Origin of the sequence: Streptomyces sp. Ag109_G2-15 (assembly GCF_900215565.1) — a bacterium.
GTDB lineage: Bacteria > Actinomycetota > Actinomycetes > Streptomycetales > Streptomycetaceae > Streptomyces > Streptomyces diastatochromogenes.
This window is the reverse complement of the sequence record NZ_OCNI01000001.1, coordinates 2950487-2972999: the sequence shown is the minus strand read 5'-3', so window position 1 is coordinate 2972999 and position 22513 is coordinate 2950487. Positions and strand designations below refer to the sequence as shown.

The following is a 22513-nucleotide window of genomic DNA, read 5'->3' as shown; positions in this document are numbered from 1 at the left end:
TGGAACCATAGGAGTCGGCAGAAGACCCGGTGGCGCCTCGCGGTGCCGCACGGCGGCCGGAGGACGGGCCGGGCTGGCCGCGTCGGGCCGCGGCACGTCCGCCTTCCTGCGGCTGCGGCGGTTTGCGACGGTGCTCGCTCATCGAACGATTACTCCTCGGGCAGGCGCACCCGTGCGCGCCTGGAAACGGCGGCTGGTTTCCGGTCCCCCGAAGTACGGATGTGGTCGGTTCCGCATTCACCCGTACTGCACCGGGGACGACGACGCTCCCCAGGCGTCACTTGGTTCCCGGTGGTGTGCATGCCGCACAGACTACGCACCGCCAAAACCCGCCGAGCCCCGAAGTTCACCCCAAAACAGGCAACTCGCTTCCTACGAATCGGTGATGTGATCCCGTTCACCGTCTTCCCTCTTGTCGCATGCGGAAGGCCGTTCTATCGTCGGGATGTATCGAGTCGATACATCAGCGCGAGATAAAGAAGCTGCGGACCGAGAGGAGGCGATCATGAGCCGGCGTTCCGGCATCCTTGAGTTCGCCGTACTCGGGCTGCTGCGCGAGTCCCCGATGCACGGCTATGAGCTGCGCAAACGACTCAACACGTCACTGGGTGTGTTCCGGGCGTTCAGCTACGGGACCCTGTACCCCTGCCTCAAGACGCTGGTCGCCAACGGCTGGTTGATCGAGGAACCGGGCAACACCCATGAGGACGCCCTCGCCGCTCCCCTCGCCGGACGCCGGGCGAAGATCGTCTACCGGTTGACGGCGGAAGGTAAGGAGCACTTCGAGGAGCTGCTCTCGCAGACCGGCCCCGACGCGTACGAGGACGAGCACTTCGCGGCACGATTCGCCTTCTTCGGGCAGACCTCGCGCGATGTGCGCATGCGCGTGCTGGAGGGCCGGCGCAGCCGCCTGGAGGAGCGCCTGGAGAAGATGCGCGCCTCCCTGGCACGCACCCGGGAGCGCCTCGACGACTACACGCTTGAGCTCCAGCGCCACGGGATGGAGTCCGTGGAGCGCGAAGTGCGCTGGCTGAACGAGCTCATCGAGAGCGAGCGGGCCGGCCGGGACCTGAAGGGTTCCGCGTCCGGGGGGTCCGCTCAGCAGGACACCACAACTGGAGCGACGGGCGGCCTGCCCCGTCCCGGGGACACCCCCCGGACGGATACGCCCGGCGACACCGCCACGTGAGACCCACTCAGGGCCTCACTCGTACACACAGGGAGCAACCGGAATGGGTTCGGTTCGCGTAGCCATCGTCGGCGTGGGCAACTGCGCCGCGTCGCTGGTGCAGGGAGTCGAGTACTACAAGGACGCCGACCCGGCGTCGAAGGTCCCCGGCCTGATGCACGTGCAGTTCGGCGACTACCACGTCGGTGACGTCGAGTTCGTCGCCGCCTTCGACGTGGACGCCAAGAAGGTCGGCCTCGACCTCGCGGACGCGATCGGCGCCTCCGAGAACAACACCATCAAGATCGCCGACGTTCCGAACACCGGCGTCACGGTCCAGCGCGGCCACACCCTCGACGGCCTCGGCAAGTACTACCGCCTCACCATCGAGGAGTCCGCCGAGGAGCCGGTCGACGTCGTCCAGGTCCTCAAGGACAAGCAGGTCGACGTTCTCGTCTGCTACCTGCCCGTCGGCTCCGAGGACGCGGCGAAGTTCTACGCCCAGTGCGCCATCGACGCCAAGGTCGCCTTCGTCAACGCCCTCCCGGTCTTCATCGCCGGTACCAAGGAGTGGGCGGACAAGTTCACCGAGGCGGGCGTCCCGATCGTCGGTGACGACATCAAGTCCCAGGTCGGCGCCACCATCACGCACCGCGTCATGGCGAAGCTCTTCGAGGACCGTGGTGTGCGCCTGGAGCGCACGATGCAGCTGAACGTCGGCGGCAACATGGACTTCAAGAACATGCTCGAGCGTGACCGCCTCGAGTCCAAGAAGATCTCCAAGACGCAGGCCGTCACCTCGCAGATCCCCGACCGGGACCTCGGCGACAAGAACGTCCACATCGGCCCGTCCGACTACGTCGCCTGGCTGGACGACCGCAAGTGGGCGTACGTCCGCCTCGAGGGCCGCGCCTTCGGCGACGTCCCGCTGAACCTGGAGTACAAGCTCGAGGTCTGGGACTCCCCGAACTCCGCCGGCATCATCATCGACGCCCTGCGCGCCGCCAAGATCGCCAAGGACCGCGGCATCGGCGGCCCGATCCTGTCGGCGTCGAGCTACTTCATGAAGTCCCCGCCGGTCCAGTACTTCGACGACGAGGCCCGCGAGAACGTCGAGAAGTTCATCCGCGGCGACGTCGAGCGCTAGTACCAGCCGCTCGCACGAGAACGCTCCTGCCAGGGCTGTGAGGGTCCCCGGGTTTCCTGACCCGGGGACCCTCGGCATATGTGAGGCTTTGCTCCATGCCCGTCGTCCGTGACCTGCGCGTCCTGCTGCGTCTGCGGGACTTCCGACGCCTGCTGTCCGTACGCCTCCTCTCGCAGGGTGCCGACGGTGTCTACCAGGTCGCGCTCGCCGCGTACGTCGTCTTCTCCCCGGAGAAACAGACCTCGGCCGCGGCGATCGCCTCGGCGATGGCGGTGCTGCTGCTCCCTTACTCGCTGGTCGGTCCCTTCGCGGGCGTCCTGCTGGACCGGTGGCGGCGCCGCCAGGTCCTCGTGTACGGCAACCTGCTGCGCGCGCTGCTGGCGGGGGCCACCGCCGTACTGATGGTCAACTCGGTGCCGGACTGGCTGTTCTACGTGTCCGCGCTGTGCGTCACGGCCGTCAACCGCTTCGTCCTCGCCGGGCTGTCCGCCGCCCTGCCGCGCGTGGTCGACACCGAGCGTCTGGTGCTCGCCAACTCCCTGTCCCCGACGGCCGGAACGCTCGCCGCGACCGCCGGCGGCAGCCTCGCCTTCCTCGTACGGCTCGTGGCCTCGGGCTCCGATGCCGCGGTCGTCCTGCTCGGCGCCTCCCTCTATCTCTGTGCCGCTCTGACCTCACTGAGCATGGCTCCCGCACTGCTCGGACCCGACCGGGTGCCGGCGCAGCCCCATCTGCGGACCGCGCTCGCCGACACGGCACGCGATCTGCTCGCGGCCGTCCGGCATCTGACCGAGCCCCGGCGCCGGGAAGCGGCCTGGGCGCTGGCCTCGATGACGCTGATGCGCTTCTGCTACGGCGCGCTTCTCGTGCTGCTGCTCATGCTGTGCCGGTACACCCTCGCCGCCACCCCCGATGAGGGACTCCGGCTGCTCGGACTCGCGCTGGGGGTGTCCGGTGCGGGCTTCTTCGCAGCCGCCGTGGTGACACCGTGGGCGGTGGGGCGGCTCGGCCCCGGCCGCTGGATCGTCGCCTGCTCCGGCGCGGCCACGATTCTGGAACCCGCACTGGGCCTGCCGTTCGCCACCGGCCCCCTGATGGTCGCGGCCTTCGTCCTGGGGCTGATCACCCAGGGAGCCAAGATCGCCACGGACACGATCGTCCAGTCCTCGGTCGAGGACGGCTTCCGGGGCCGGATCTTCTCCGTGTACGACGTCCTCTTCAACGTCGCCTTCGTGGGCGCTGCCGGAGTGGCCGCCTTGATGCTCCCGCCGGACGGCCGCTCGGCGGTGCTGGTGGTACTCGTTGCCCTGATCTATGGCGCAGTCGCTGTGGGCATGGCCCGCTTCGAAGCACGCCGAGACAGCGAAGGGGGCGATGTTTCACGTGAAACATCGCCCCCTTGCTAGGGCCTCGGGTCATGTTTCACGTGAAACATGACCCCTCTCAAAGCCTCAGCTCTGTTCGACCCACCACTCCTTGAGGGCTGCCACCGCCGCGTCGTGGTCCATCGGACCGTTCTCCAGGCGCAGCTCCAGCATGTGCTTGTACGCCTTGCCGATGACGGGGCCGGGGCCGACGCCCAGGATCTCCATGATCTGGTTGCCATCGAGATCCGGGCGGATCGCGTCCAGCTCCTCCTGCTCCTGGAGCTGCCCGATGCGCTCCTCCAGGCCGTCGTAGGCCCGCGACAGCGCGGCAGCCTTCCGCTTGTTCCGCGTGGTGCAGTCGGAGCGGGTCAGCTTGTGCAGGCGGTCCAGAAGCGGGCCCGCGTCACGGACGTAGCGGCGCACGGCCGAGTCCGTCCACTCGCCGGTGCCGTAGCCATGGAAGCGCAGGTGGAGTTCGACCAGGCGTGAGACGTCCTTCACCAGGTCGTTGGAGTACTTCAAGGCCGTCATGCGCTTCTTGGTCATCTTCGCGCCGACCACCTCGTGGTGGTGGAACGAGACCCGACCGTCCTTCTCGAAGCGGCGGGTGCGCGGCTTGCCGATGTCGTGCAGCAGCGCGGCCAGGCGCAGCGTGAGATCGGGACCGTCCTCCTCCAGCGCGATCGCCTGCTCCAGCACGATCAGCGTGTGGTCGTAGACGTCCTTGTGCCGGTGGTGCTCATCACGTTCCAGGCGCAGGGCCGGCAGCTCGGGCAGGACATGCTCGGCGAGTCCACTGTCGACCAGGAGGCCCAGGCCCTTGCGCGGGTTCGCGGAGAGGATCAGCTTGTTCAGCTCGTCCCGGACCCGCTCGGCCGAGACGATCTCGATCCGCCCGGCCATGTCCGTCATCGCGGTGACGACCTCGGGGGCGACCTCGAAGTCCAGCTGGGCGGCGAACCGGGCGGCCCGCATCATCCGCAGCGGATCGTCCGAGAAGGACTCCTCGGGCGTGCCGGGGGTGCGCAGCACCTGGGCCGCGAGGTCCTCCAGGCCGCCGTGCGGGTCGATGAACTCCTTCTCCGGCAGCGCCACGGCCATCGCGTTGACCGTGAAGTCCCGGCGGACCAGATCCTCCTCGATGGAGTCGCCGTACGACACCTCGGGCTTGCGTGAGGTGCGGTCGTACGCCTCCGACCGGTAGGTGGTCACCTCAATCTGGTAGCCGTCCTTCTGCGCCCCCACCGTGCCGAAGGCGATCCCGACCTCCCAGACGGCGTCCGCCCACGGTCGCACGATCTTCAGTACGTCCTCGGGGCGCGCGTCGGTGGTGAAGTCCAGGTCATTGCCGAGCCGGCCGAGCAGCGCGTCGCGGACCGAGCCGCCCACCAGGGCGAGCGAGAACCCGGCCTCCTGGAAGCGGCGGGCCAGCTCGTCGGCCACGGGGGCCACCCGTAGCAGCTCGCTCACAGCGCGTTGCTGCGCCTGGCTCAGGGCAGAGGGATTGTCATCGTTGGGGTTCGGCACAACAGAAGAGGGTACGTGGCCCCGGCTACCCGGGGCGCCTCGATTGAGCGGGTACGGACGCCTCCCGCCATAACCGCACAAGCACTGCGCTTACGGCGTACATCCGCTCTCCCCTCGATACTGGATATAGAGGACGGGTCGCCGCTGTTCCCCGATCTTGTGGAGCAGACCGCGGCACTTCCGCTCAGCGCGCCTCGTTACCATGCGTGGACGCACATTCCGACGACCACTGACGACGACGAGGGACGGGCGAGCGCGTGGCCGAGGCGGCTGACTTCCAGGGGACCAGTGCCTCACCTGCGCGCCGGTGGCTGCGGCGCACCGGAGGACTGCTCGCCGGGGCGCCCCTGCTGGCCGGGCTCCTCCAGCTGCCCGCCGCGGGGCCCGCACAGGCCGCCTCCTCGGACACGGTGTCCGTCTCGGTGGACTCGCTCAGCCCCAGCGCCCCCACGGACGGGGACACCCTGACGGTGTCCGGCACGGTGACCAACAACGGCAAGCAGACCGTCACCGGCGCCCATGTGGGCCTGCGGGTGGGTCCCCCGCTGACCACGCGCTCGGCGATCGACAGCGTCGCCCGGCACTCCGACGACCTGCAGAGCGGCACCGGCACCGAGGTCGGCGGAAAGTACGAGGAGAAGTTCTCGAAGCTGGCCCCGGGCGTCGCCGAGCACTTCAGCATCTCGGTCCCGGTGGACAAGCTCGACCTCGGCGAGGACGGCGTCTACGAGTTCGGCGTCGCCCTGTCCGGCCAGACCTCCGCGCAACCCTGGAACCAGCTGCTCGGCATCCAGCGGACGTTCCTGCCGTGGCAGCCGTCCGAGGCCGACACGAAGACGAAGACGACGTTCCTGTGGCCGCTGATCTCCACGGTCCACATGACGGCCAGGACGGGTGCCGGCGAGCTGCAGACGCCGGTCTTCCTCAACGACGACCTGGCCAAGGAGATCGCCCCGGGCGGCCGGCTGGCGCAGATGCTGGACCTGGGCAAGGACCTCGATGTCACCTGGGTGATCGACCCGGACCTGCTGGCGTCGGTGGACGCGATGGCGGGCAACTACCGCATCCAGGGCGACGGCGGCACCACCACGGCCGGCACCCACCAGGCGCTCGCCAAGCAGTGGCTGGCCGGCCTGCAGAAGGCCGTGGCGGGCAAGGAGGTCGTCGCGCTGCCCTTCGCCGACCCGGACCTGGCCTCCCTCGCGCACAACGGCACCAGCGTCACCGGCTCGCTCAGCCACCTCAAGGACGCCACCGACGTCGCCGCCATCACCGTGAAGACGGTGCTTCACGTCACACCGAACACGGACTTCGCCTGGCCCGTGGAAGGCGCCGTCGACCCGTCGATCATGAAGGTGGCCACCTCGGCCGGTGCCGACCGGGTGATCGCCCGCAGCGACAGCCTCCAGGAGACCGCCGGGCTGTCCTACACCCCCTCCGCCGCCCGCCCGGTCGGCGGCGGCACGACGGCGGTGGTGGCCGACGCACGGCTGTCCACGGCCTTCGAGAGCGATCTGACCAAGGCGGACTCGGCCACGCTCGCCGTGCAGGAGTTCCTGGCGCAGAGCCTGGAGGTGAACGCGCAGACGGACGAGCAGCGCAGCATCGTCGTCGCTCCGCAGCGCATGCCGTCGGCGAGTCAGGCGCAGGCGATGGCGGCGGCGCTGAAGGTGCTCCAGGACGGGGCCTGGTCCCAGTCACAGAGCCTCACCGCGGCCGCCAAGGCCAAGCCCGACCCGGACGCCACCACGCGCATCCCGTCCACGTCCGCCTACCCCTCCTCGCTGCGCAAGCAGGAGCTGCCCAGGACGGCCTTCGAGCAGATCGCGCGCACGCAGGACAAGCTCGACAACTTCAAGGTGATCCTCAGTGACCAGTCCCGCGTGGTCACCCCGTTCGGGCGGGCCATAAACCGTGAGATGTCCACGTCGTGGCGAGGCAGCGGTACGGAGGCGGACAGCTTCCGGGGCGACGTGGAGAACTGGCTCGACGAGCTGGCCGACCAGGTCAAGCTGATCGACAAGTCCGAGACCAAGCTCTCCGGGCGCAGCGCCACCATCCCGGTGACGGTTCAGAACAACCTCGTCCAGCCCGTGAACCACCTGGTCCTGCGGCTCACCTCGACGAACCCGACCCGCCTGAAGATCGGTGGCAAGGCCTACTACGAGCAGCCCGTCGAGGTCTCCGGCGGGCACAGCCAGTCCGTGAAGTTCACCACCTCGGCCAACGCCAACGGCCGGGTCGCGGTCTTCGCCCAGCTGTACACCGAGGACGGCCAGGAATACGGCAACCTCGTCCAGTTCGATGTGAAGGTCACCGAGGTCACACCCACGGTCATGCTGGTCATCGGCGGCGGCGTGCTCCTCCTCGTCCTGGCCGGCTTCCGGATGTACACCCAGCGCAAGCGCGCGGCCGCCCGCCAGGCCGAGGACGGCGGCCCCGACACCGCAGGTGAGGGCACCGGCGAAGACCCCGGGAACCCCGGCGCCCCGGGCGACCGTCTCCCGGAGGAGTCCGACGCCCCCTCCGGGGCAGACGACCCGGAGCAGCCGAGTGACCCTGCACCGGACACCGCACCGGAAAGCGCCGACCCGTCCGGGACGGGTGAGAGAGTGGACCGTTGAGCGATGTCGTGGCCGGTGTGGCCCGGGACGATGAGGTGGGGTAACCATGAACGCGCCGTACGACGGTGACCGCGGGCAGGGCGCGGCCGGCTCCGGCTACCCCGAGCCGCAGCCCGAGCCCGGTCAGGTCCCGCCGCAGCACGCGGCGGACATGTACCTCCAGGACGCCTACGACCAGGATCCCTACCGGGACCACGATCTGGCCGCCCAGGACCCGGTCGCCGAGGCGCTCTACGACCGCGCCGCGCACCCCCCGCCGCCCCCGGGCACGTACGAGCAGCAGCAGCCGCTGTACGGCACGCCGGCCCAGTCTCCGTACGCCCCCGACCCGCGGGTGTGGGCGCAGACCCCGGCGCCCGAGCCGGAGGGCGCGGCCCAGTACCTGCCGTACGGCGACGACCCCCGTACGACCCAGTTCGTGGGCGTGGACGACCTGGTGACGCACTCCGGCGAGGAGTACCACGAGCCGGACGCCTTCGCGCACCTCTTCCGGGACCAGCAGCAGGGCGGTGCGCCCGCGCCGATGGATCCGCCGGCCGTCCCCGGGCCGGCTGCCGGGCAGGGCCCCGTGGCTCCGTACCCGGCGCCGACGCAGGCCCAGAGCCCGCCGTACGGGAACCAGTACTCCGAGACGCCGTACCAGGCCGGTCCCCTCGCCGCCGGAAACCCGGTGCAGCCCCCGGTGCCGGCTCCGGCCGCGGCCCCCGAGCCCGCCGGTCCGTCCGCTCCCGCCGAGGCATCCGCGCCCGCGGCTCCCGCCACGAAGAAGGGCGGGAAGGCCGGAGGGCTGCTCAAGTCCAGCGCCGTCATGGCGGCGGGCACGATGGTCTCCCGGCTCACCGGTTTCATCCGCTCCGCGCTGATCGCCGCCGCGCTGGGCCTCGGCTTCCTCGCCGACTCCTTCCAGGTGGCCTACCAGCTGCCGACGATGATCTACATCCTCACCGTCGGCGGCGGTCTCAACTCCGTCTTCGTGCCCCAGCTGGTGCGCTCGATGAAGGAGGACGAGGACGGCGGCGAGGCCTTCGCCAACCGGCTGCTGACCCTCGTGATGGTGGCCCTGGCCGCGCTGACCGGTCTCGCGATGTTCGCGGCGCCGCTCCTGGTGCGCATGCTCTCGAACCCGGTCGCCACCAACCCGGCGGCCAACGACGTGGCCGTCACCTTCACCCGCTACTTCCTGCCCTCGATCTTCTTCATGGGCATCCACGTGGTGATGGGTCAGATCCTCAACGCGCGCGGGAAGTTCGGCGCGATGATGTGGACCCCGGTCCTGAACAACATCGTCATCATCGTGACGCTCGGCATGTTCATCTGGGTCTACGGCACCGCCGCCGACTCCCACATGACCGTCACCAGCATTCCTCTGGAGGGCCAGCGGCTGCTCGGCGTCGGTGTGCTGCTCGGTCTGGTCGTCCAGGCCCTCGCGATGATCCCGTACCTGCGCGAGACCGGCTTCCGGATCCGGCTGCGCTTCGACTGGAAGGGCCACGGCCTCGGCAAGGCCGCGATGCTCGCCAAGTGGACGGTCCTGTTCGTCCTCGCGAACCAGGCCGGCGCGATGATCGTCACCCAGCTGTCCACCGCGGCCGGCAAGGACTCCGGCACCGCCGGCACCGGCTTCGCCGCCTACGCCAACGCCCAGCTGATCTGGGGTCTGCCGCAGGCCATCATCACGGTGTCCCTGATGGCCGCCCTGCTGCCGCGCATCTCGCGCTCGGCCGCCGAGGGCGACGGCGGCGCCGTCCGCGACGACATCTCCCAGGGCCTGCGGACGACCGCCGTCGCCATCGTCCCGATCTCCTTCGGCTTCCTCGCACTCGGCATCCCGATGTGCACGCTGATCTTCGGCTCCTCGGGTACCGGCGCGGCCACCAACATGGGCTTCATGCTGATGGCCTTCGCCCTCGGCCTGATCCCGTACTCCGTGCAGTACGTGGTCCTGCGCGCCTTCTACGCCTACGAGGACACCCGGACGCCCTTCTACAACACCGTCATCGTGGCGGCGGTCAACGCGAGCGCCTCCGCGCTCTGCTACTTCCTGCTGCCGTCCCGCTGGGCGGTCGCGGGCATGGCTGCCGCGTACGGCCTCGCCTACGCGATCGGTGTGGGCGTCGCCTGGCGGAGGCTGCGCAAGCGGCTCGGCGGTGACCTGGACGGCGCACGAGTGCTGCGGACCTACGCCCGGCTCGGCATCGCCTCGGTCCCGGCGGCCCTGCTCAGCGGCGCGGCCTGCTACGGCATCGGGCACACCCTCGGCCAGGGCGTCGTCGGCTCCTTCGCGGCCCTGGTCGTCGGTGGTGCCGTCCTGCTCGGCGTCTTCTTCGTGGCCGCCCGCCGAATGCGGATCGACGAACTCAACTCGCTCGTGGGCATGGTGCGCGGGCGTCTGGGACGCTGAGGCGGGGGTAGGCGCACAACCATCGTCCGCTGCTGTGTGTCGTGCATAGCGGCGGACTGTGGGCACAATTGGTTTCGGCGTCGGACAGCGTGCAACGGATGGGGAGGCAGGGACGACGGTGGCGGAACGGAGCACGGCTGCCGTCGACGTGGCAGACAACAGCGGCGAGCAGCCGCTGACCGCCAAGGCGGACCAGTCCACGGCCGACGGGGTGGCCCAGAACCCGGAGCGGGACACGGACAGCGACGAGGGGCAGGGGAACGGCGGGACGGACGGTCCCGGAAAGAAGGCGTCACCGCCAGAACTGCACAGCGGTCACAAACTCGCCAGACGCTACCGTCTCGAGGAGTGCGTCACCCGTCTGGACGGATTCAGCAGCTGGCGTGCGGTCGACGAGAAACTCCGTCGTGCCGTCGGCGTGCACATCCTGCCGGCGGACCATGTGCGGGCCCGGTCCGTACTGGCCGCCGCCCGTTCCTCCGCGCTGCTCGGCGATCCGCGCTTCGTCCAGGTCCTGGACGCCGTCGAGGAGAACGACCTCGTCTACGTCGTGCACGAATGGCTGCCCGACGCCACCGAACTGACCGCGCTGCTGGCGGCCGGCCCGCTGGAGCCGCACGACGCCTACCAGATGGTCAGTCAGATCGCCTCCGCCATGGCCGCCGCACACCGCGAGGGCCTCGCCCATCTGCGGCTGAACCCGAACGCCGTCCTGCGCACCTCCTCCGGCCAGTGGCGCATCCGCGGCCTCGCCGTGAACGCGGCGCTGCGCGGTATCAGTTCCGACACCCCGCAGCGCACCGACACCGAGTCGATCGGCGCCCTGCTGTACGCGGCGCTGACCCAGCGCTGGCCGTACGAGAACGACGCCTACGGCCTGTCCGGCCTGCCCAAGGACATCGGCCTGATCGCCCCGGACCAGGTGCGCGCCGGGGTCCACCGCGGTCTGTCCGAACTCGCCATGCGCGCCCTCGTCAACGACGGGGCCACCGCGTCCCGGCACGAGGCTCCGTGCACCACGCCGGAAGAGCTGGTCAAGGCGATCGGTGAGATGCCCCGCATCCGCCCGCCGGAGCCGGCGTTCACGGCCCCGCCGGAGTACCAGCGCACGACGTACCAGCAGGGCACGTACGGCCGCCCCGCACCGCGCCCCGGTGTCACGCAGCCGATCACGGCCCCGCCGCCCCCGCTGCAGAGCCGCACCGGCAAGGCCCTGAAGTGGGCGGTCTCGGCGCTGCTCATCGCCGCGCTGGGCCTGGGCAGCTGGCAACTGGCGGACGCCCTGATGGATCAGGGCGGCAACTCGGACGACACCAACAAGACGCAGACTCAGGACGGCGGCGACAAGGGCCCGAAGAAGCCGACGTCCGGCACTCCCATCGCCATCAAGGGCGCACGTGACTTCGACCCGTTCGGCAAGGACCAGTCCGAGAAGCCCGAAGGCATAAAGAACGCCTACGACAACAGCCCCGCCACGTACTGGCAGACGGACTTCTACCTGAGTCCGAGGTTCGGCAACCTGAAGTCGGGCGTCGGCATCATCCTCGACCTCGGCAAGGTCCAGCAGGTCGGAAAGGTGTCCGTCAGCTTCATGGGGGAGACTTCGGTCGAACTCCGTGCCGCGAGCGCGGACGCAGGAGCGGAGCCGACGTCCTTCGCCGCCTACAGCAAGGTTGCCAACGGATCGGGCACGTCAGTGACACTCCAGCCCGGCAAGTCCCTCAAGACCCAGTACCTTCTGGTGTGGCTGACCCAGCTTCCTCCGGACAACGAGGGCCACTGGCGGGGCAGGGTGGCAGACATCAAGGTGACCAGCTAGGTTCCCCCCGTGGAGGGGCAGATGGCAGAGGGCGCCGGATACGGCGGGGTGAGCGATCAGGACCTGCTCTCCCGCCACGTGGAAGGCGACCCTGATGCCTTCAGTGAGATTGTCCGGCGGCACCGGGACCGGCTCTGGGCGGTGGCGCTGCGGACGCTGGGGGACCGGGAGGAGGCCGCTGACGCCGTCCAGGATGCGCTGGTGTCCGCCTACCGGGCCGCGCACACCTTCCGGGGTCAGTCGGCCGTCACGACCTGGCTGCACCGGATCACCGTGAACGCCTGTCTGGACCGGGCCCGCAAGGCCGCCTCCAGGAAGACCGCTCCGGTCGACGACACCGAGCGGCTGGAGCAGCTGCTGGAGCCGCACGAGTCGGCCTCCGCTCCCGCCGAGCGCAACGATCTGCACCGCCAGCTCCTTGAGGCGCTCGGCACGCTTCCGTATGAGCAGCGTGCAGCTCTGGTCCTGGTGGACATGCAGGGTTACCCCGTGGCCGAGGCCGCTCGGATTCTCGATGTGCCCACGGGGACGGTGAAGAGCCGGTGCGCCCGGGGCCGGGCCAGACTTCTTCCGCTGCTCACCCATCTACGGCCCGGAAGTACCGGTGACGAAAAAGAACCCGGGCCGGGACGGAACCGGGTGGAGGGGACATCCGTCCCACCTGCGACGAGTCCTCATGACGCAGGTCCTGGACGTACGGGTCCGAGCGATTCAACCGTAGTGAAGGGCGGAGGTGGGCGAGCGTGACTTCCTCGACAGACACGGCCGGGCACCCGGACGTCGCCGAGATCTCCGACCTCACCGAGGGCCTCCTCCCACCGGACCGAAGCGTGGCGGTACGGCGCCACCTGGAAGGGTGCGAGCTGTGCGCGGACGTGCATGCCTCGCTCGAGGAGATCCGGGGGCTGCTCGGCACCATGCCGGGACCGCCGCGCATGCCGGCCGATGTCGTCGGGCGTATCGATGCCGCCCTCGCCGCCGAAGTGCTGCTGGCCTCCACCGCACCTGAGTCCCTGGACGCGCCCGTCCTCGTTTCCGGGCCCGAAGAGCCGGCGGGCACCGGCGGTCGTGTTTCACGTGAAACATCGGCTCCGTCGGACCGCCCCCTCGGACGCCCCAGCGGATCGACCGGCCCTGGGCGGAAGGGACGCGAGCGCGGTCGGCGCCGCAGGGCCGTCGCCCTGGGTGCCGTTCTCACCGCCGCCGTCCTGGGGACCGGGTCCCTCGTCCTCCAGTCGTTCATCAGCGGCAGCTCGAATACGGCGGCACACGGCCGACCGCCGGCAGCCGCCAGCGCCTTCTCCGGGGACAGCGTGCAGAGCCAGGTGAAGGATCTGCTCGCCACGAAGAAGAGCACAGAGCCGCGCTCCGAAAGCAAGCGCCCACGCTCGGGCGCCGATTCCGAGCAGAACAGCCCCGGGTCGACTCAGAGCGCGAACACCCTGATCCAGAGCCAGCCCCCGGTTCCCGACTGTGTCCGGCAGGCGATCAACAGCAGCGGCGACGTTCTCGGCGCCAAGACCGGCACCTACGCCGGCAAGAGTGCCTACCTCGTCGTGGTGCCCGACACCGGCGACAGCACCCGGGTCACGGCCTATGTCGTCGATGCCTCGTGTGTCCACCAGGAGCCCGCCTCCGCCGGCAAGGTCCTGCTCAAGCAGTCCTTCCCTCGAACCTGAGTCCGGGGAAGGATTCGTCTCCGTCTGTGCGGTCATCCGTACCGTGTGCGATCCCCGTGTGCCCGGACACACCGGGAATGCGCGCCCCTTAGGATCCGTTGGGTGGGGTGAGAGTTCTGAAAGGGGCTCCCACCGGTCGACTGACACAGACCAGAGACGAGGAATCAAGCCGTGAGCGACGTCCGTAACGTGATCATCATCGGCTCCGGGCCCGCGGGCTACACGGCGGCGCTCTACACCGCGCGCGCCTCGCTGAAGCCTCTGGTGTTCGAGGGTGCCGTCACCGCCGGTGGCGCCCTGATGAACACCACCGAGGTGGAGAACTTCCCGGGCTTCCGCGACGGCATCATGGGACCCGAGCTGATGGACAACATGCGGGCGCAGGCCGAGCGCTTCGGCGCCGAGCTCATCCCGGACGACATCGTCTCCGTCGACCTGACCGGTGAGATCAAGACGGTCACCGACACCGCGGGCACGGTCCACCGGGCGAAGGCCGTCATCGTCACCACCGGCTCCCAGCACCGCAAGCTCGGCCTGCCGAACGAGGACGCCCTCTCCGGCCGCGGCGTCTCCTGGTGCGCCACCTGTGACGGGTTCTTCTTCAAGGACCAGGACATCGCCGTGATCGGCGGTGGCGACACCGCGATGGAGGAGGCGACCTTCCTCTCCCGGTTCGCCAAGTCCGTGACGGTCGTCCACCGCCGTGACACCCTGCGCGCCTCCAAGGCGATGCAGGAGCGTGCCTTCAACGACCCGAAGATCAAGTTCGTCTGGGACAGCGAGATCGCCGAGGTTCAGGGCGACCAGAAGCTCTCCGGGCTGAAGCTGCGCAACGTCAAGACCGGCGAGCTCTCCGACCTGCCGGTGACGGGCCTGTTCATCGCGATCGGCCACGACCCGCGCACCGAGCTGTTCAAGGGCCAGCTGGACCTGGACGAGGAGGGTTACCTGAAGGTCATCGCTCCGTCCACCCGCACCAACCTGACCGGTGTCTTCGCCGCCGGTGACGTGGTCGACCACACCTACCGGCAGGCGATCACCGCCGCCGGCACCGGCTGCTCCGCCGCCCTCGACGCCGAGCGCTTCCTCTCCGCCCTCGCGGACGAGGACAAGGCCGAGGCGACCGCCGCCGTCTGACCTTCCCCTTCCCCCGCCCCACCGCAGAAGAGATAAGGAGCCCACCGTGGCCCTGAAGAGCACGACCGACGCGTCCTTCGACCAGGACGTCCTCAAGAGCGACAAGCCCGTCCTGGTGGACTTCTGGGCCGAGTGGTGCGGCCCCTGCCGCCAGATCGCTCCGTCCCTCGAGGCCATTGCCGCCGAGCACGGCGACAAGATCGAGATCGTCAAGCTGAACATCGACGAGAACCCGGACACGGCCGCCAAGTACGGCGTCATGTCCATCCCGACGCTCAACGTCTACCAGGGCGGCGAGGTCGTCAAGACGATCGTCGGTGCCAAGCCGAAGGCGGCGCTGGTGCGTGACCTCGACGAGTTCATCGCCGAGTGACGTTTCACGTGAAACACGAATGGGCCAACCCCTGCGGGTTGGCCCATTTGCATGAGGCCCTCAGCTGACAGCAGCCGCTACAGCGGCCGCAGCGCTGGTTCCTTCTGTACGGCCCCCAGGAGCCGGTCGAGCGCCAGCTCCACGTCTTCCTTCCAGGAGAGCGTCGAGCGCAGCTCCAGCCGCAGGCGGGGGTGCATGGGATGCTGCCGGACCGTCTTGAAGCCCACAGCCAGGAGATGGTCGGCGGGCATCAGACAGGCGGGCTCCTTCCAGCGGGCGTCACCGAACGCCTCGATCGCCTTGAAGCCCCGGCGCAGCAGATCCTTGGCGACCGTCTGGACCATCACGCGGCCCAGCCCCTGCCCCTGATAGCCGGGCATGATGAAGGCCGTTATGAGCTGGACGGCATCCGGTGAGACCGGACTCGTGGGGAACGCCGAGGAGCGCGGGACGTAGGCCGGCGGCGCATAGAGAACGAAGCCCACGGGGACGTCGTCGACGTAGACCACCCGGCCGCACGATCCCCAGTCCAGCAGGACGGCGGAGATCCAGGACTCCTTCTCCAGCGCGGAGGTACCCGCCTTTATCGCGGCTTCGCCGCTGACGGGGTCGAGCTCCCAGAAGACACACGAGCGACAGCGCTTGGGAAGGTCCTGAAGGTTGTCCAGCGTGAGCGGTACGAGCCGACGCCCCATGAAGGCTGTTCCTCGCTTCCTTCGCCCGCTGCGTCGCGAGCGGCTGTCAGAGCGCTCCGTTCCCTCAGCAGGCTGCCGACGAATCCGCCGACGGCCCCAAGGCCCAAGCCCGCGCTCACCAGTCCGGTGCGGCTCATCGATCGCATGGCCCCTGTCTCCCCACTCAGAGATCCGCCAGGTGGATGCGCCATACCCCATCCGCATCGTATCCACGATGCGATTCCCTCGATACTGCCTCACAGCAAAGAGCGGACCGCCTTCCGATACACACCGGACGCGATCCGCTCCCCTGCACCATGCGGCGGGACCGCCGGAGGTTCAGTCGTCCTGCTCGTCCGAGTCGCCGTCGTGGAGACCCTTCTGCAGGACCGGACCCTCGCCCGGGGCGAGGGAGCTGAGGATCCGCTCAAGGTCCTCCATGGAGGCGAACTCCACGGTGATCTTGCCCTTCTTCTGCCCGAGGTCGACCTTCACCCGGGTCTCGAAGCGGTCCGACAGACGGGTGGCCAGCTCGCTCAGCGCCGGGGAGACCCGGGCACCGGCCCGCGGGCCCTTGGATCGCTGGGTCGTCTGGGGCCGCGAGCCCATCAGGGTCACGATCTCCTCGACGGCCCGCACGGAGAGGCCCTCGGCCACGATGCGGTGGGCCAGCCGGTCCTGCTCCTCCGAGTCCTCGACGGACAGCAGCGCCCGGGCGTGCCCGGCGGAGAGGACCCCGGCGGCGACCCTGCGCTGGACCGCCGGCGACAGCTTCAGCAGCCGCAGGGTGTTGGAGACCTGCGGACGAGAGCGCCCGATGCGGTCGGCCAGCTGGTCGTGCGTGCAGTTGAAGTCCTTCAGCAGCTGGTCGTAGGCGGCTGCCTCTTCCAGCGGGTTCAGCTGTGCCCGATGCAGGTTCTCCAGCAGGGCGTCCAGGAGGAGCTTCTCGTCATCGGTGGCCCGGACGATCGCCGGGATGGCCTCCAGGCCCGCCTCACGGCAGGCCCGCCAGCGGCGCTCACCCATGATCAGCTCATAGCGGCCGGGACCCAGCTGCCGTACGACGACGGGCTGGAGGAGACCGACCTCCTTGATGGAGGTGACCAGCTCGTGCAGGGCGTCCTCGTCGAAGACCTCACGCGGCTGGCGCGGGTTCGGCGTGATGGCGTCGAGGGGCAGCTCGGCGAAGTGGGCTCCCACCGGAGGCGCGGGAGCCTCCCCGACAGGACTCACCGAGGGATCCTCGGTTTCATGTGAAACAGGCGGCAGCGTGGCCACCTTCGCCGCGGCCACCCCGCGGTCGGTCGTCAGCACCGGGACCGCCGCCGGGGACGTGGACGCTCCACTCCCCATCGCGGCCGGAGCCGGGTTCTTCTCGGTCGGGGCAGCAGGAATCAGTGCGCCGAGTCCGCGGCCCAGCCCCCTCCGTCGCTCGCTCACTGGATCCCCTCCACCATGCTCGGGTCGTTCTGGGCGCCGATATGGGCCTGGCTGGCGTCGTAGCTGATGCCGATGCCCTTCAACGCGATTTCTCGGGCCGCCTCAAGATAGGAGAGGGCACCGCTCGATCCAGGATCGTAAGTCAGCACCGTCTGCCCGTAGCTCGGCGCCTCGGAGATACGGACCGAGCGAGGGATGCTCGTCCGCAGCACCTCGTCGCCGAAGTGGGTACGCACCTCTTCCGCGACCTGCGAGGCAAGACGCGTCCGGCCGTCGTACATGGTGAGCAGGATGGTCGACACATGCAGGGTGGGGTTGAGGTGCCCCCGCACCAGGTCGACGTTGCGCAGCAGCTGGCCCAGTCCCTCCAGCGCGTAGTACTCGCACTGGATGGGGATGAGGACCTCCTGGCCCGCGACGAGCGCGTTGACCGTCAACAAGCCCAGCGAGGGCGGGCAGTCGATGAGGATGTAGTCCAACGGCTGCTCGTACGCCTGGATCGCGCGCTGCAGCCGACTCTCACGGGCCACCAGGGACACCAATTCGATCTCCGCACCGGCGAGATCGATGGTGGCGGGGGCGCAGAAGAGGCCTTCGACATCGGGGACGGGCTGGACGACTTCGGCGAGCGGCCTGCTCTCCACCAACACGTCATAGATGGAAGGCACTTCGGCGTGATGGTCGATCCCCAGCGCCGTGGACGCGTTGCCCTGCGGGTCGAGGTCGATCACCAGAACGCGGGCGCCGTGCAGAGCCAGCGAAGCGGCAAGGTTGACGGTCGTCGTAGTCTTGCCCACGCCGCCCTTCTGGTTGGCGACCACGATGACTCGGGTCTGCTCTGGTCGCGGCAGGCCTTCGCCGGCACGGCCCAGAGCCTCCACCGCCAGTTGGGCAGCGCGACCGATGGGAGTGTCGTCCATCGGGGGCGGTGTTTCACGTGAAACATCCGCCCCCATCGACTCGGTACGGGGACCGGGGACCGGATCGGTCATCGGTCCCGCGATGTTGGCGTCGGACCGCACGGATTCACTCTCCTCGACTTCAGGCTCGCAATGAACAGAGCCTCCCATGTCTTCGGGGTCGTGAACCAGTGAGGCCTGGTGTTCTGTGGAGAAATCCACCTCTGTGGACAACTCCGGTGCCTCTCCGAGTGAACCGAGAGGCTTTCGGTCGCGAGGTTCGGCCGCGGCGCGGCCGCGACTGATGATGCCGTGCAGCAGTGAGCGACGTTTCACGTGAAACACGATGCACAGCGATGGCGGCCGGACCTTCGCGACACTCCGGCTTACGTGCGTTTGGCAGCTTGTGTGGAGTACGTCTCGTCCTCAGGACGGATCAGCGACGTCGCCGTGCCCGCCCCGTCCTGGCCGCCTTGGCCCGCTTCGCCGCGAAGCGCACACCGCCCGGGCTCTCTCCCACCTCGACCCGCACGACCGTGGACGGGGGATCCACCACGCCCTCGCCCACATGCAGGATGGACGTCGACACCGCACCGAGCTTGCTGAGCGCGGTGGCCGCCGCCTTCAGCTCCTCCTCGGCGGTGTCCCCCTTGAGCGCGAGCATCTCGCCGTACGGGCGCAGCAGCGGAATGCCCCAGGCGGCCAGACGGTCCAGCGGGGCCACGGCGCGGGCCGTCACCACATGGACCGGCGGCAGCTTGCCCATGACCTCCTCGGCCCGGCCCCGCACCACGGTGACGTGATCCAGGCCCAGCAGCTCGACGACCTCGGTGAGGAAGGTGGTGCGCCGCAGCAGGGGCTCCAACAGGGTGATGTTCAGGTCGTCCCGGACCAGGGCCAGCGGAATGCCCGGCAGGCCGGCGCCGGAGCCGACGTCGCACACCGTCACCCCCTCCGGGACCGCCTCCGAGAGGACCGCGCAGTTCAGCAGGTGCCGCTCCCACAGACGAGGCACTTCGCGCGGGCCGATCAGGCCACGCTGCACGCCCGCCTCGGCAAGCAGCTCCGCGTAGCGGACCGCATCGGCGAAGCGATCACCAAAAACTACCCGCGCCTGCTCGGGCGCGGGGGGAAGCTCCGCTGCCTCCGTCACGGGGACCGTCCTTCCGTACCGCGCCGGTGCTTCGCGCACCGGCCACCAGAACTACCAGGCTGACAAAGTTCGGCCCCGTCTGCTCAACAGACGGGGCCGGTGAAACGTGAGGGACCGATCAGGCGGGCAGCACGACGACGAACCGCTGCGGCTCCTCGCCCTCCGACTCGCTGCGCAGCCCGGCGGCCTTGACCGCGTCGTGCACGACCTTGCGCTCGAACGGGGTCATCGGCTTGAGCTTCACGGGCTCGCCGGTGTTCTTGACATCGGCGGCGGCCTTGGCGCCCAGCTCGGACAGCTCGGCGCGCTTCTTGGCGCGGTAGCCCGCGATGTCCAGCATCAGGCGGCTGCGGTCGCCGGTCTCCCGGTGCACAGCCAGGCGCGTCAGCTCCTGCAGTGCCTCCAGCACCTCGCCGTCGCGGCCGACCAGCTTCTGCAGGTCGCGGCTGCCGCTGTCGCTGATGATCGACACGGAGGCGCGGTCGGCCTCGACGTCCATGTCGATGTCGCCGTCGAGGTCGGCGATGTCCAGCAGACCCTCCAGGTAGTCCGCCGCGATCTCACCCTCCTGCTCCAGGCGAGTGAGGGTGTCTGCACCCTCGGCAGCGGCGGAGGTGGTGCCTTCCGTCACGGGATGGGCTCCTTCTTACTTCTTGGACGGGGACTTGGGCCGCTGCGGGCCACCCTTGCGCTGGCCGGACTGGGCCTTGCTGCGGGTGCCGGAGCCGGGCTTCTGGGGCTGCTTGGCAGCGGCGGGCTTGGCGTCCTCCGGCTCGTCGGACTTCTCCAGCGAGGTGGCCGACGTGTCGTCGCCCGCCGGCTTGGTCCCGCCGGTCTGGCGCTGGGCCTTGGTCTGACGCTTGGGCTGCTGGCGCCGAGGGGCGGTCGTGGTGGTCGTGCCGTCCTCGGCCTCCACCACGGCCTGGCTCTCGCTCTTCACCACGGTGCCGTCGACCTGGGCCGCGAGGCCCGCCTTGGTCAGGCCGTTGATGAACTTGCGCTCGAACTCGTTGCGCTCACGGCCCTTGGCGACGATCGCCTTGACGATGGTCTTCTCGCTCCGGCGACGGACCTTGCCGTGGTGCGCGACGTGCTTGGTGAGGCGCTCCAGGTAGGCGGCCTGGGCCTTGGAACCCGGGGTCGGGTTGTTGTGGATGACGTACATCTGCTGGCCCATGGTCCACACGTTGGTGGTCAGCCAGTAGATGAGGACACCGACCGGGAAGTTGATACCGAAGACGGCGAACATGATGGGGAAGACGTACATCAGCATCTTCTGCTGCTGCATGAACGGCGTCTTCACCGTGGTGTCGACGTTCTTCGTCATCAGCTGGCGCTGCGTGTAGAACTGCGACGCCGACATCAGGACGATCATGACCACGGTCACGACGCGCACGTCGGTGACCGAGGCGCCGAGCGCCTCGATGGTGCTGGAGCTGTCCTTGAACTTCGCGGCGAGCGGGGCCCCGAAGATGTGCGCCTTACGGGCGCTCTCCAGCAGCGACGCGTTGATGACGCCGATGGTCTGGCCCGACGCGATGCCGTTGAGCACGTGGTACAGGGCGAAGAAGAACGGGGACTGCGCCAGGATGGGAAGGCACGAGGAGAGCGGGTTGGTGCCCGACTCCTTGTACAGCTTCATCATCTCTTCGGACTGACGCTGCTTGTCGTTCTTGTAGCGCTCCTGGATCTTCTTCATCTCGGGCTGGAGCGTCTGCATGGCCCGGGTCGCCTTGATCTGCTTCACGAAGAGCGGGACCAGGCAGATGCGGATCAGAATCACGAGGGACACGATCGACAGGCCCCAGGCCCACCCGGTGTCGGGGCCGAAGATGGCGCCGTACACCGTGTGGAACTGGACGATGACCCAGGAGACAGGTGTCGTGATGAAGCTGAAGAGGCTGGCAATCGTGTCCACTAATCATGCTCCTTGGGCATGGGACGAAGTCTCTGCGGCCGGGCTCGAGGAAAGCTCGGAGTGAGGCTTCTCCTCGGTGGCCGGTTCGGCGGCGGAGGTCCCGCCCTTTCGTGCGCGCCAAGCGTTGCGCAGCATTTCGTGCCACCGCGGTCGCTTGCGCGGAGGAACATGGTCCACACCGCCGAGCGACCACGGATTGCACCGGAGGATGCGCCAGGCGGTGAGTGCCGTTCCCTTGATCGCACCGTGCCGGTCGATGGCCGTGTAGCCGTAGTGGGAGCACGACGGGTAGTACTTGCACACCGGCCCCAGCAGCGGACTGATCGTCCACTGGTACAGCTTGATCAGAGCCAGCAGCGGGTACTTCATCGCGCGCCCCCTCCCAGCAGCCGCTCGAGGGCGGCATCCAGGTCTCGGGCCAGCTGTGCGTGGTCTGCGTCGCCCGCTCCGGGCAGCGCTCGTACGACTACCAGGCTACCGGGGGGAAACAGGGCGACTCGGTCACGCATCAGATGGCGCAGTCTGCGCTTCACTTTGTTGCGCACGACCGCTCCACCCACAGCCTTGCTCACGACGAAACCCGCACGCGTCGGGGGAGCGCTCTCCCCTGGCGCGTGCGGGTCCGTGGCACCGCTACGAAGGTGGACGACGAGAGTCGGGCGGCCTGCCCGACGACCCCGTCGTACCGCGGTCGCGAAGTCCTCGCGCCGCCTCAGCCGATGCTCGGTAGGCAGCACGACGTCATGACCTGATCAGGATCAGGCGGACAGGCTGGCGCGACCCTTGCTACGGCGGTTCGCGAGAATCGCGCGGCCGGCACGGGTACGCATCCGCAGGCGGAAGCCGTGGGTCTTCGCGCGACGACGGTTGTTCGGCTGGAAGGTGCGCTTGCTCACTCGGGGGCTCCAGAAAGAATCGGTAGTTGGCGGGGTGCCGTCCTGGCTGTCACCGTGCGCCCACGAGTAGCTCGCGTCACGCCCGAGTGCACCGCTTCCCGATCACCTGAAGTGACCTGTGCCCATCGGAGGCAGGCGGCAGCAGCCATCGACAACTCGACCTGGTTACGGTACGCGGGGCTACGCCATCCGGTCAAACCGAGGGTCACTGAGAGACACTATCCACAGGCTGGGGACAACAACTTGAACCGTAGCCGCCGCGCTGACTACCGTGGCTGGACTCCGATTCGT

At 69.0% G+C, this 22513-nt stretch carries 20 protein-coding genes; 10 read left to right on the top strand and 10 right to left on the bottom strand.

The genetic code is table 11. The features are described 5' to 3' along the window. Nucleotides 1-505 precede the first annotated feature (505 nt). The 3 genes from CRP49_RS13215 to CRP49_RS13205 all read left to right on the top strand — a co-directional run bounded on the left by CRP49_RS13215 (nt 506) and on the right by CRP49_RS13205 (nt 3721). Nucleotides 506-1189: a PadR family transcriptional regulator gene (locus tag CRP49_RS13215; RefSeq protein WP_097253553.1), complete on the top strand. Its 684-nt coding sequence runs from the start codon at nt 506-508 to the stop codon at nt 1187-1189. 43 nt (nt 1190-1232) lie between these two features. Next, complete coding sequence (locus CRP49_RS13210; protein ID WP_094218665.1) at nt 1233-2315, top strand: inositol-3-phosphate synthase; 1083 nt, start codon at nt 1233-1235, stop codon at nt 2313-2315. Between the two features lie 95 nt (nt 2316-2410). Continuing rightward, on the top strand, nt 2411-3721 hold the full coding sequence (locus CRP49_RS13205; RefSeq protein WP_097253552.1) for an MFS transporter: 1311 nt from the start codon (nt 2411-2413) through the stop codon (nt 3719-3721). Nucleotides 3722-3766: 45 nt separating this feature from the next. Here CRP49_RS13205 and CRP49_RS13200 read toward each other — a convergent pair whose 3' ends face one another. Further along, the gene (locus tag CRP49_RS13200) at nt 3767-5209 is read right to left on the bottom strand and encodes a CCA tRNA nucleotidyltransferase (RefSeq protein ID WP_097253551.1); all 1443 of its coding nucleotides are present in this window, start codon (nt 5207-5209) and stop codon (nt 3767-3769) included. Nucleotides 5210-5466: 257 nt separating this feature from the next. On the opposite strand from CRP49_RS13200, the gene CRP49_RS13195 reads away from it, so the two are divergent. The 7 genes from CRP49_RS13195 to trxA all read left to right on the top strand — a co-directional run bounded on the left by CRP49_RS13195 (nt 5467) and on the right by trxA (nt 15242). Then, nucleotides 5467-7833: a DUF6049 family protein gene (locus CRP49_RS13195; protein WP_097253550.1), complete on the top strand. Its 2367-nt coding sequence runs from the start codon at nt 5467-5469 to the stop codon at nt 7831-7833. 46 nt (nt 7834-7879) lie between these two features. Then, nucleotides 7880-10234: a murein biosynthesis integral membrane protein MurJ gene (murJ, locus tag CRP49_RS13190; protein WP_097253549.1), complete on the top strand. Its 2355-nt coding sequence runs from the start codon at nt 7880-7882 to the stop codon at nt 10232-10234. Nucleotides 10235-10352: 118 nt separating this feature from the next. Further along, the gene (locus tag CRP49_RS13185; RefSeq protein ID WP_097253548.1) at nt 10353-12053 is read left to right on the top strand and encodes a protein kinase family protein; all 1701 of its coding nucleotides are present in this window, start codon (nt 10353-10355) and stop codon (nt 12051-12053) included. A gap of 21 nt (nt 12054-12074) precedes the next feature. Next, on the top strand, nt 12075-12800 hold the full coding sequence (gene sigM / locus CRP49_RS13180; protein WP_097257333.1) for an RNA polymerase sigma factor SigM: 726 nt from the start codon (nt 12075-12077) through the stop codon (nt 12798-12800). Continuing rightward, on the top strand, nt 12797-13732 hold the full coding sequence (locus tag CRP49_RS13175; RefSeq protein ID WP_097253547.1) for an anti-sigma factor: 936 nt from the start codon (nt 12797-12799) through the stop codon (nt 13730-13732). The genes sigM and CRP49_RS13175 overlap by 4 nt, the downstream gene beginning before the upstream one ends. Before the next feature lie 171 nt (nt 13733-13903). Next, nucleotides 13904-14869 (top strand): thioredoxin-disulfide reductase, encoded by a 966-nt coding sequence (gene trxB / locus CRP49_RS13170; RefSeq protein ID WP_097253546.1) that lies wholly within the window; start codon nt 13904-13906, stop codon nt 14867-14869. Nucleotides 14870-14915: 46 nt separating this feature from the next. Then, a complete protein-coding gene (trxA, locus tag CRP49_RS13165; protein WP_097253545.1) occupies nt 14916-15242 on the top strand; it encodes a thioredoxin in 327 nt (108 codons plus the stop codon). A 77-nt stretch (nt 15243-15319) separates the two neighbouring features. Here the strand turns inward: trxA and CRP49_RS13160 are convergent, their stop codons facing one another. The 9 genes from CRP49_RS13160 to rpmH all read right to left on the bottom strand — a co-directional run bounded on the left by CRP49_RS13160 (nt 15320) and on the right by rpmH (nt 22222). Then, nucleotides 15320-15937, bottom strand: a complete 618-nt coding sequence (locus tag CRP49_RS13160; protein WP_097253544.1) for a GNAT family N-acetyltransferase — start codon at nt 15935-15937, stop codon at nt 15320-15322. A gap of 318 nt (nt 15938-16255) precedes the next feature. Then, a complete protein-coding gene (locus CRP49_RS13155; RefSeq protein WP_097253543.1) occupies nt 16256-17356 on the bottom strand; it encodes a ParB/RepB/Spo0J family partition protein in 1101 nt (366 codons plus the stop codon). Then, a complete protein-coding gene (locus CRP49_RS13150; protein WP_097257332.1) occupies nt 17353-18426 on the bottom strand; it encodes a ParA family protein in 1074 nt (357 codons plus the stop codon). Before CRP49_RS13150 ends, CRP49_RS13155 begins: the two co-directional genes overlap by 4 nt. Before the next feature lie 265 nt (nt 18427-18691). After that, a complete protein-coding gene (rsmG, locus tag CRP49_RS13145) occupies nt 18692-19408 on the bottom strand; it encodes a 16S rRNA (guanine(527)-N(7))-methyltransferase RsmG (protein WP_097253542.1) in 717 nt (238 codons plus the stop codon). A gap of 118 nt (nt 19409-19526) precedes the next feature. Then, the gene (locus CRP49_RS13140; RefSeq protein ID WP_094218653.1) at nt 19527-20039 is read right to left on the bottom strand and encodes a R3H domain-containing nucleic acid-binding protein; all 513 of its coding nucleotides are present in this window, start codon (nt 20037-20039) and stop codon (nt 19527-19529) included. Between the two features lie 15 nt (nt 20040-20054). Next, nucleotides 20055-21326 (bottom strand): membrane protein insertase YidC, encoded by a 1272-nt coding sequence (yidC, locus tag CRP49_RS13135; protein WP_097253541.1) that lies wholly within the window; start codon nt 21324-21326, stop codon nt 20055-20057. A 3-nt stretch (nt 21327-21329) separates the two neighbouring features. After that, nucleotides 21330-21695 carry a membrane protein insertion efficiency factor YidD gene (gene yidD / locus CRP49_RS13130; RefSeq protein WP_097253540.1) on the bottom strand — a complete coding sequence of 122 codons (366 nt, stop codon included), beginning with the start codon at nt 21693-21695 and terminating at the stop codon, nt 21330-21332. Then, nucleotides 21692-22063, bottom strand: coding sequence for a ribonuclease P protein component (gene rnpA / locus CRP49_RS13125; RefSeq protein WP_094218650.1), 372 nt, complete (start codon nt 22061-22063; stop codon nt 21692-21694). The genes yidD and rnpA overlap by 4 nt, the downstream gene beginning before the upstream one ends. 21 nt (nt 22064-22084) lie before the next feature. Further along, nucleotides 22085-22222, bottom strand: coding sequence for a 50S ribosomal protein L34 (gene rpmH / locus CRP49_RS13120; protein WP_005482975.1), 138 nt, complete (start codon nt 22220-22222; stop codon nt 22085-22087). Nucleotides 22223-22513: the final 291 nt, after the last annotated feature.

Excerpts from the sequence above, each read along its gene's own strand:
- yidD (WP_097253540.1), bottom strand. The coding sequence starts at position 21,695 with ATGAAGTACCCGCTGCTGGCTCTGATCAAGCTGTACCAGTGGACGATC.
- CRP49_RS13210 (WP_094218665.1), top strand. The coding sequence starts at position 1,233 with ATGGGTTCGGTTCGCGTAGCCATCGTCGGCGTGGGCAACTGCGCCGCG.
- CRP49_RS13150 (WP_097257332.1), bottom strand. The coding sequence starts at position 18,426 with ATGGGAGGCTCTGTTCATTGCGAGCCTGAAGTCGAGGAGAGTGAATCC.
- sigM (WP_097257333.1), top strand. The coding sequence starts at position 12,075 with ATGGCAGAGGGCGCCGGATACGGCGGGGTGAGCGATCAGGACCTGCTC.
- CRP49_RS13215 (WP_097253553.1), top strand. The coding sequence starts at position 506 with ATGAGCCGGCGTTCCGGCATCCTTGAGTTCGCCGTACTCGGGCTGCTG.
- CRP49_RS13205 (WP_097253552.1), top strand. The coding sequence starts at position 2,411 with ATGCCCGTCGTCCGTGACCTGCGCGTCCTGCTGCGTCTGCGGGACTTC.
- murJ (WP_097253549.1), top strand. The coding sequence starts at position 7,880 with ATGAACGCGCCGTACGACGGTGACCGCGGGCAGGGCGCGGCCGGCTCC.
- CRP49_RS13160 (WP_097253544.1), bottom strand. The coding sequence starts at position 15,937 with ATGGGGCGTCGGCTCGTACCGCTCACGCTGGACAACCTTCAGGACCTT.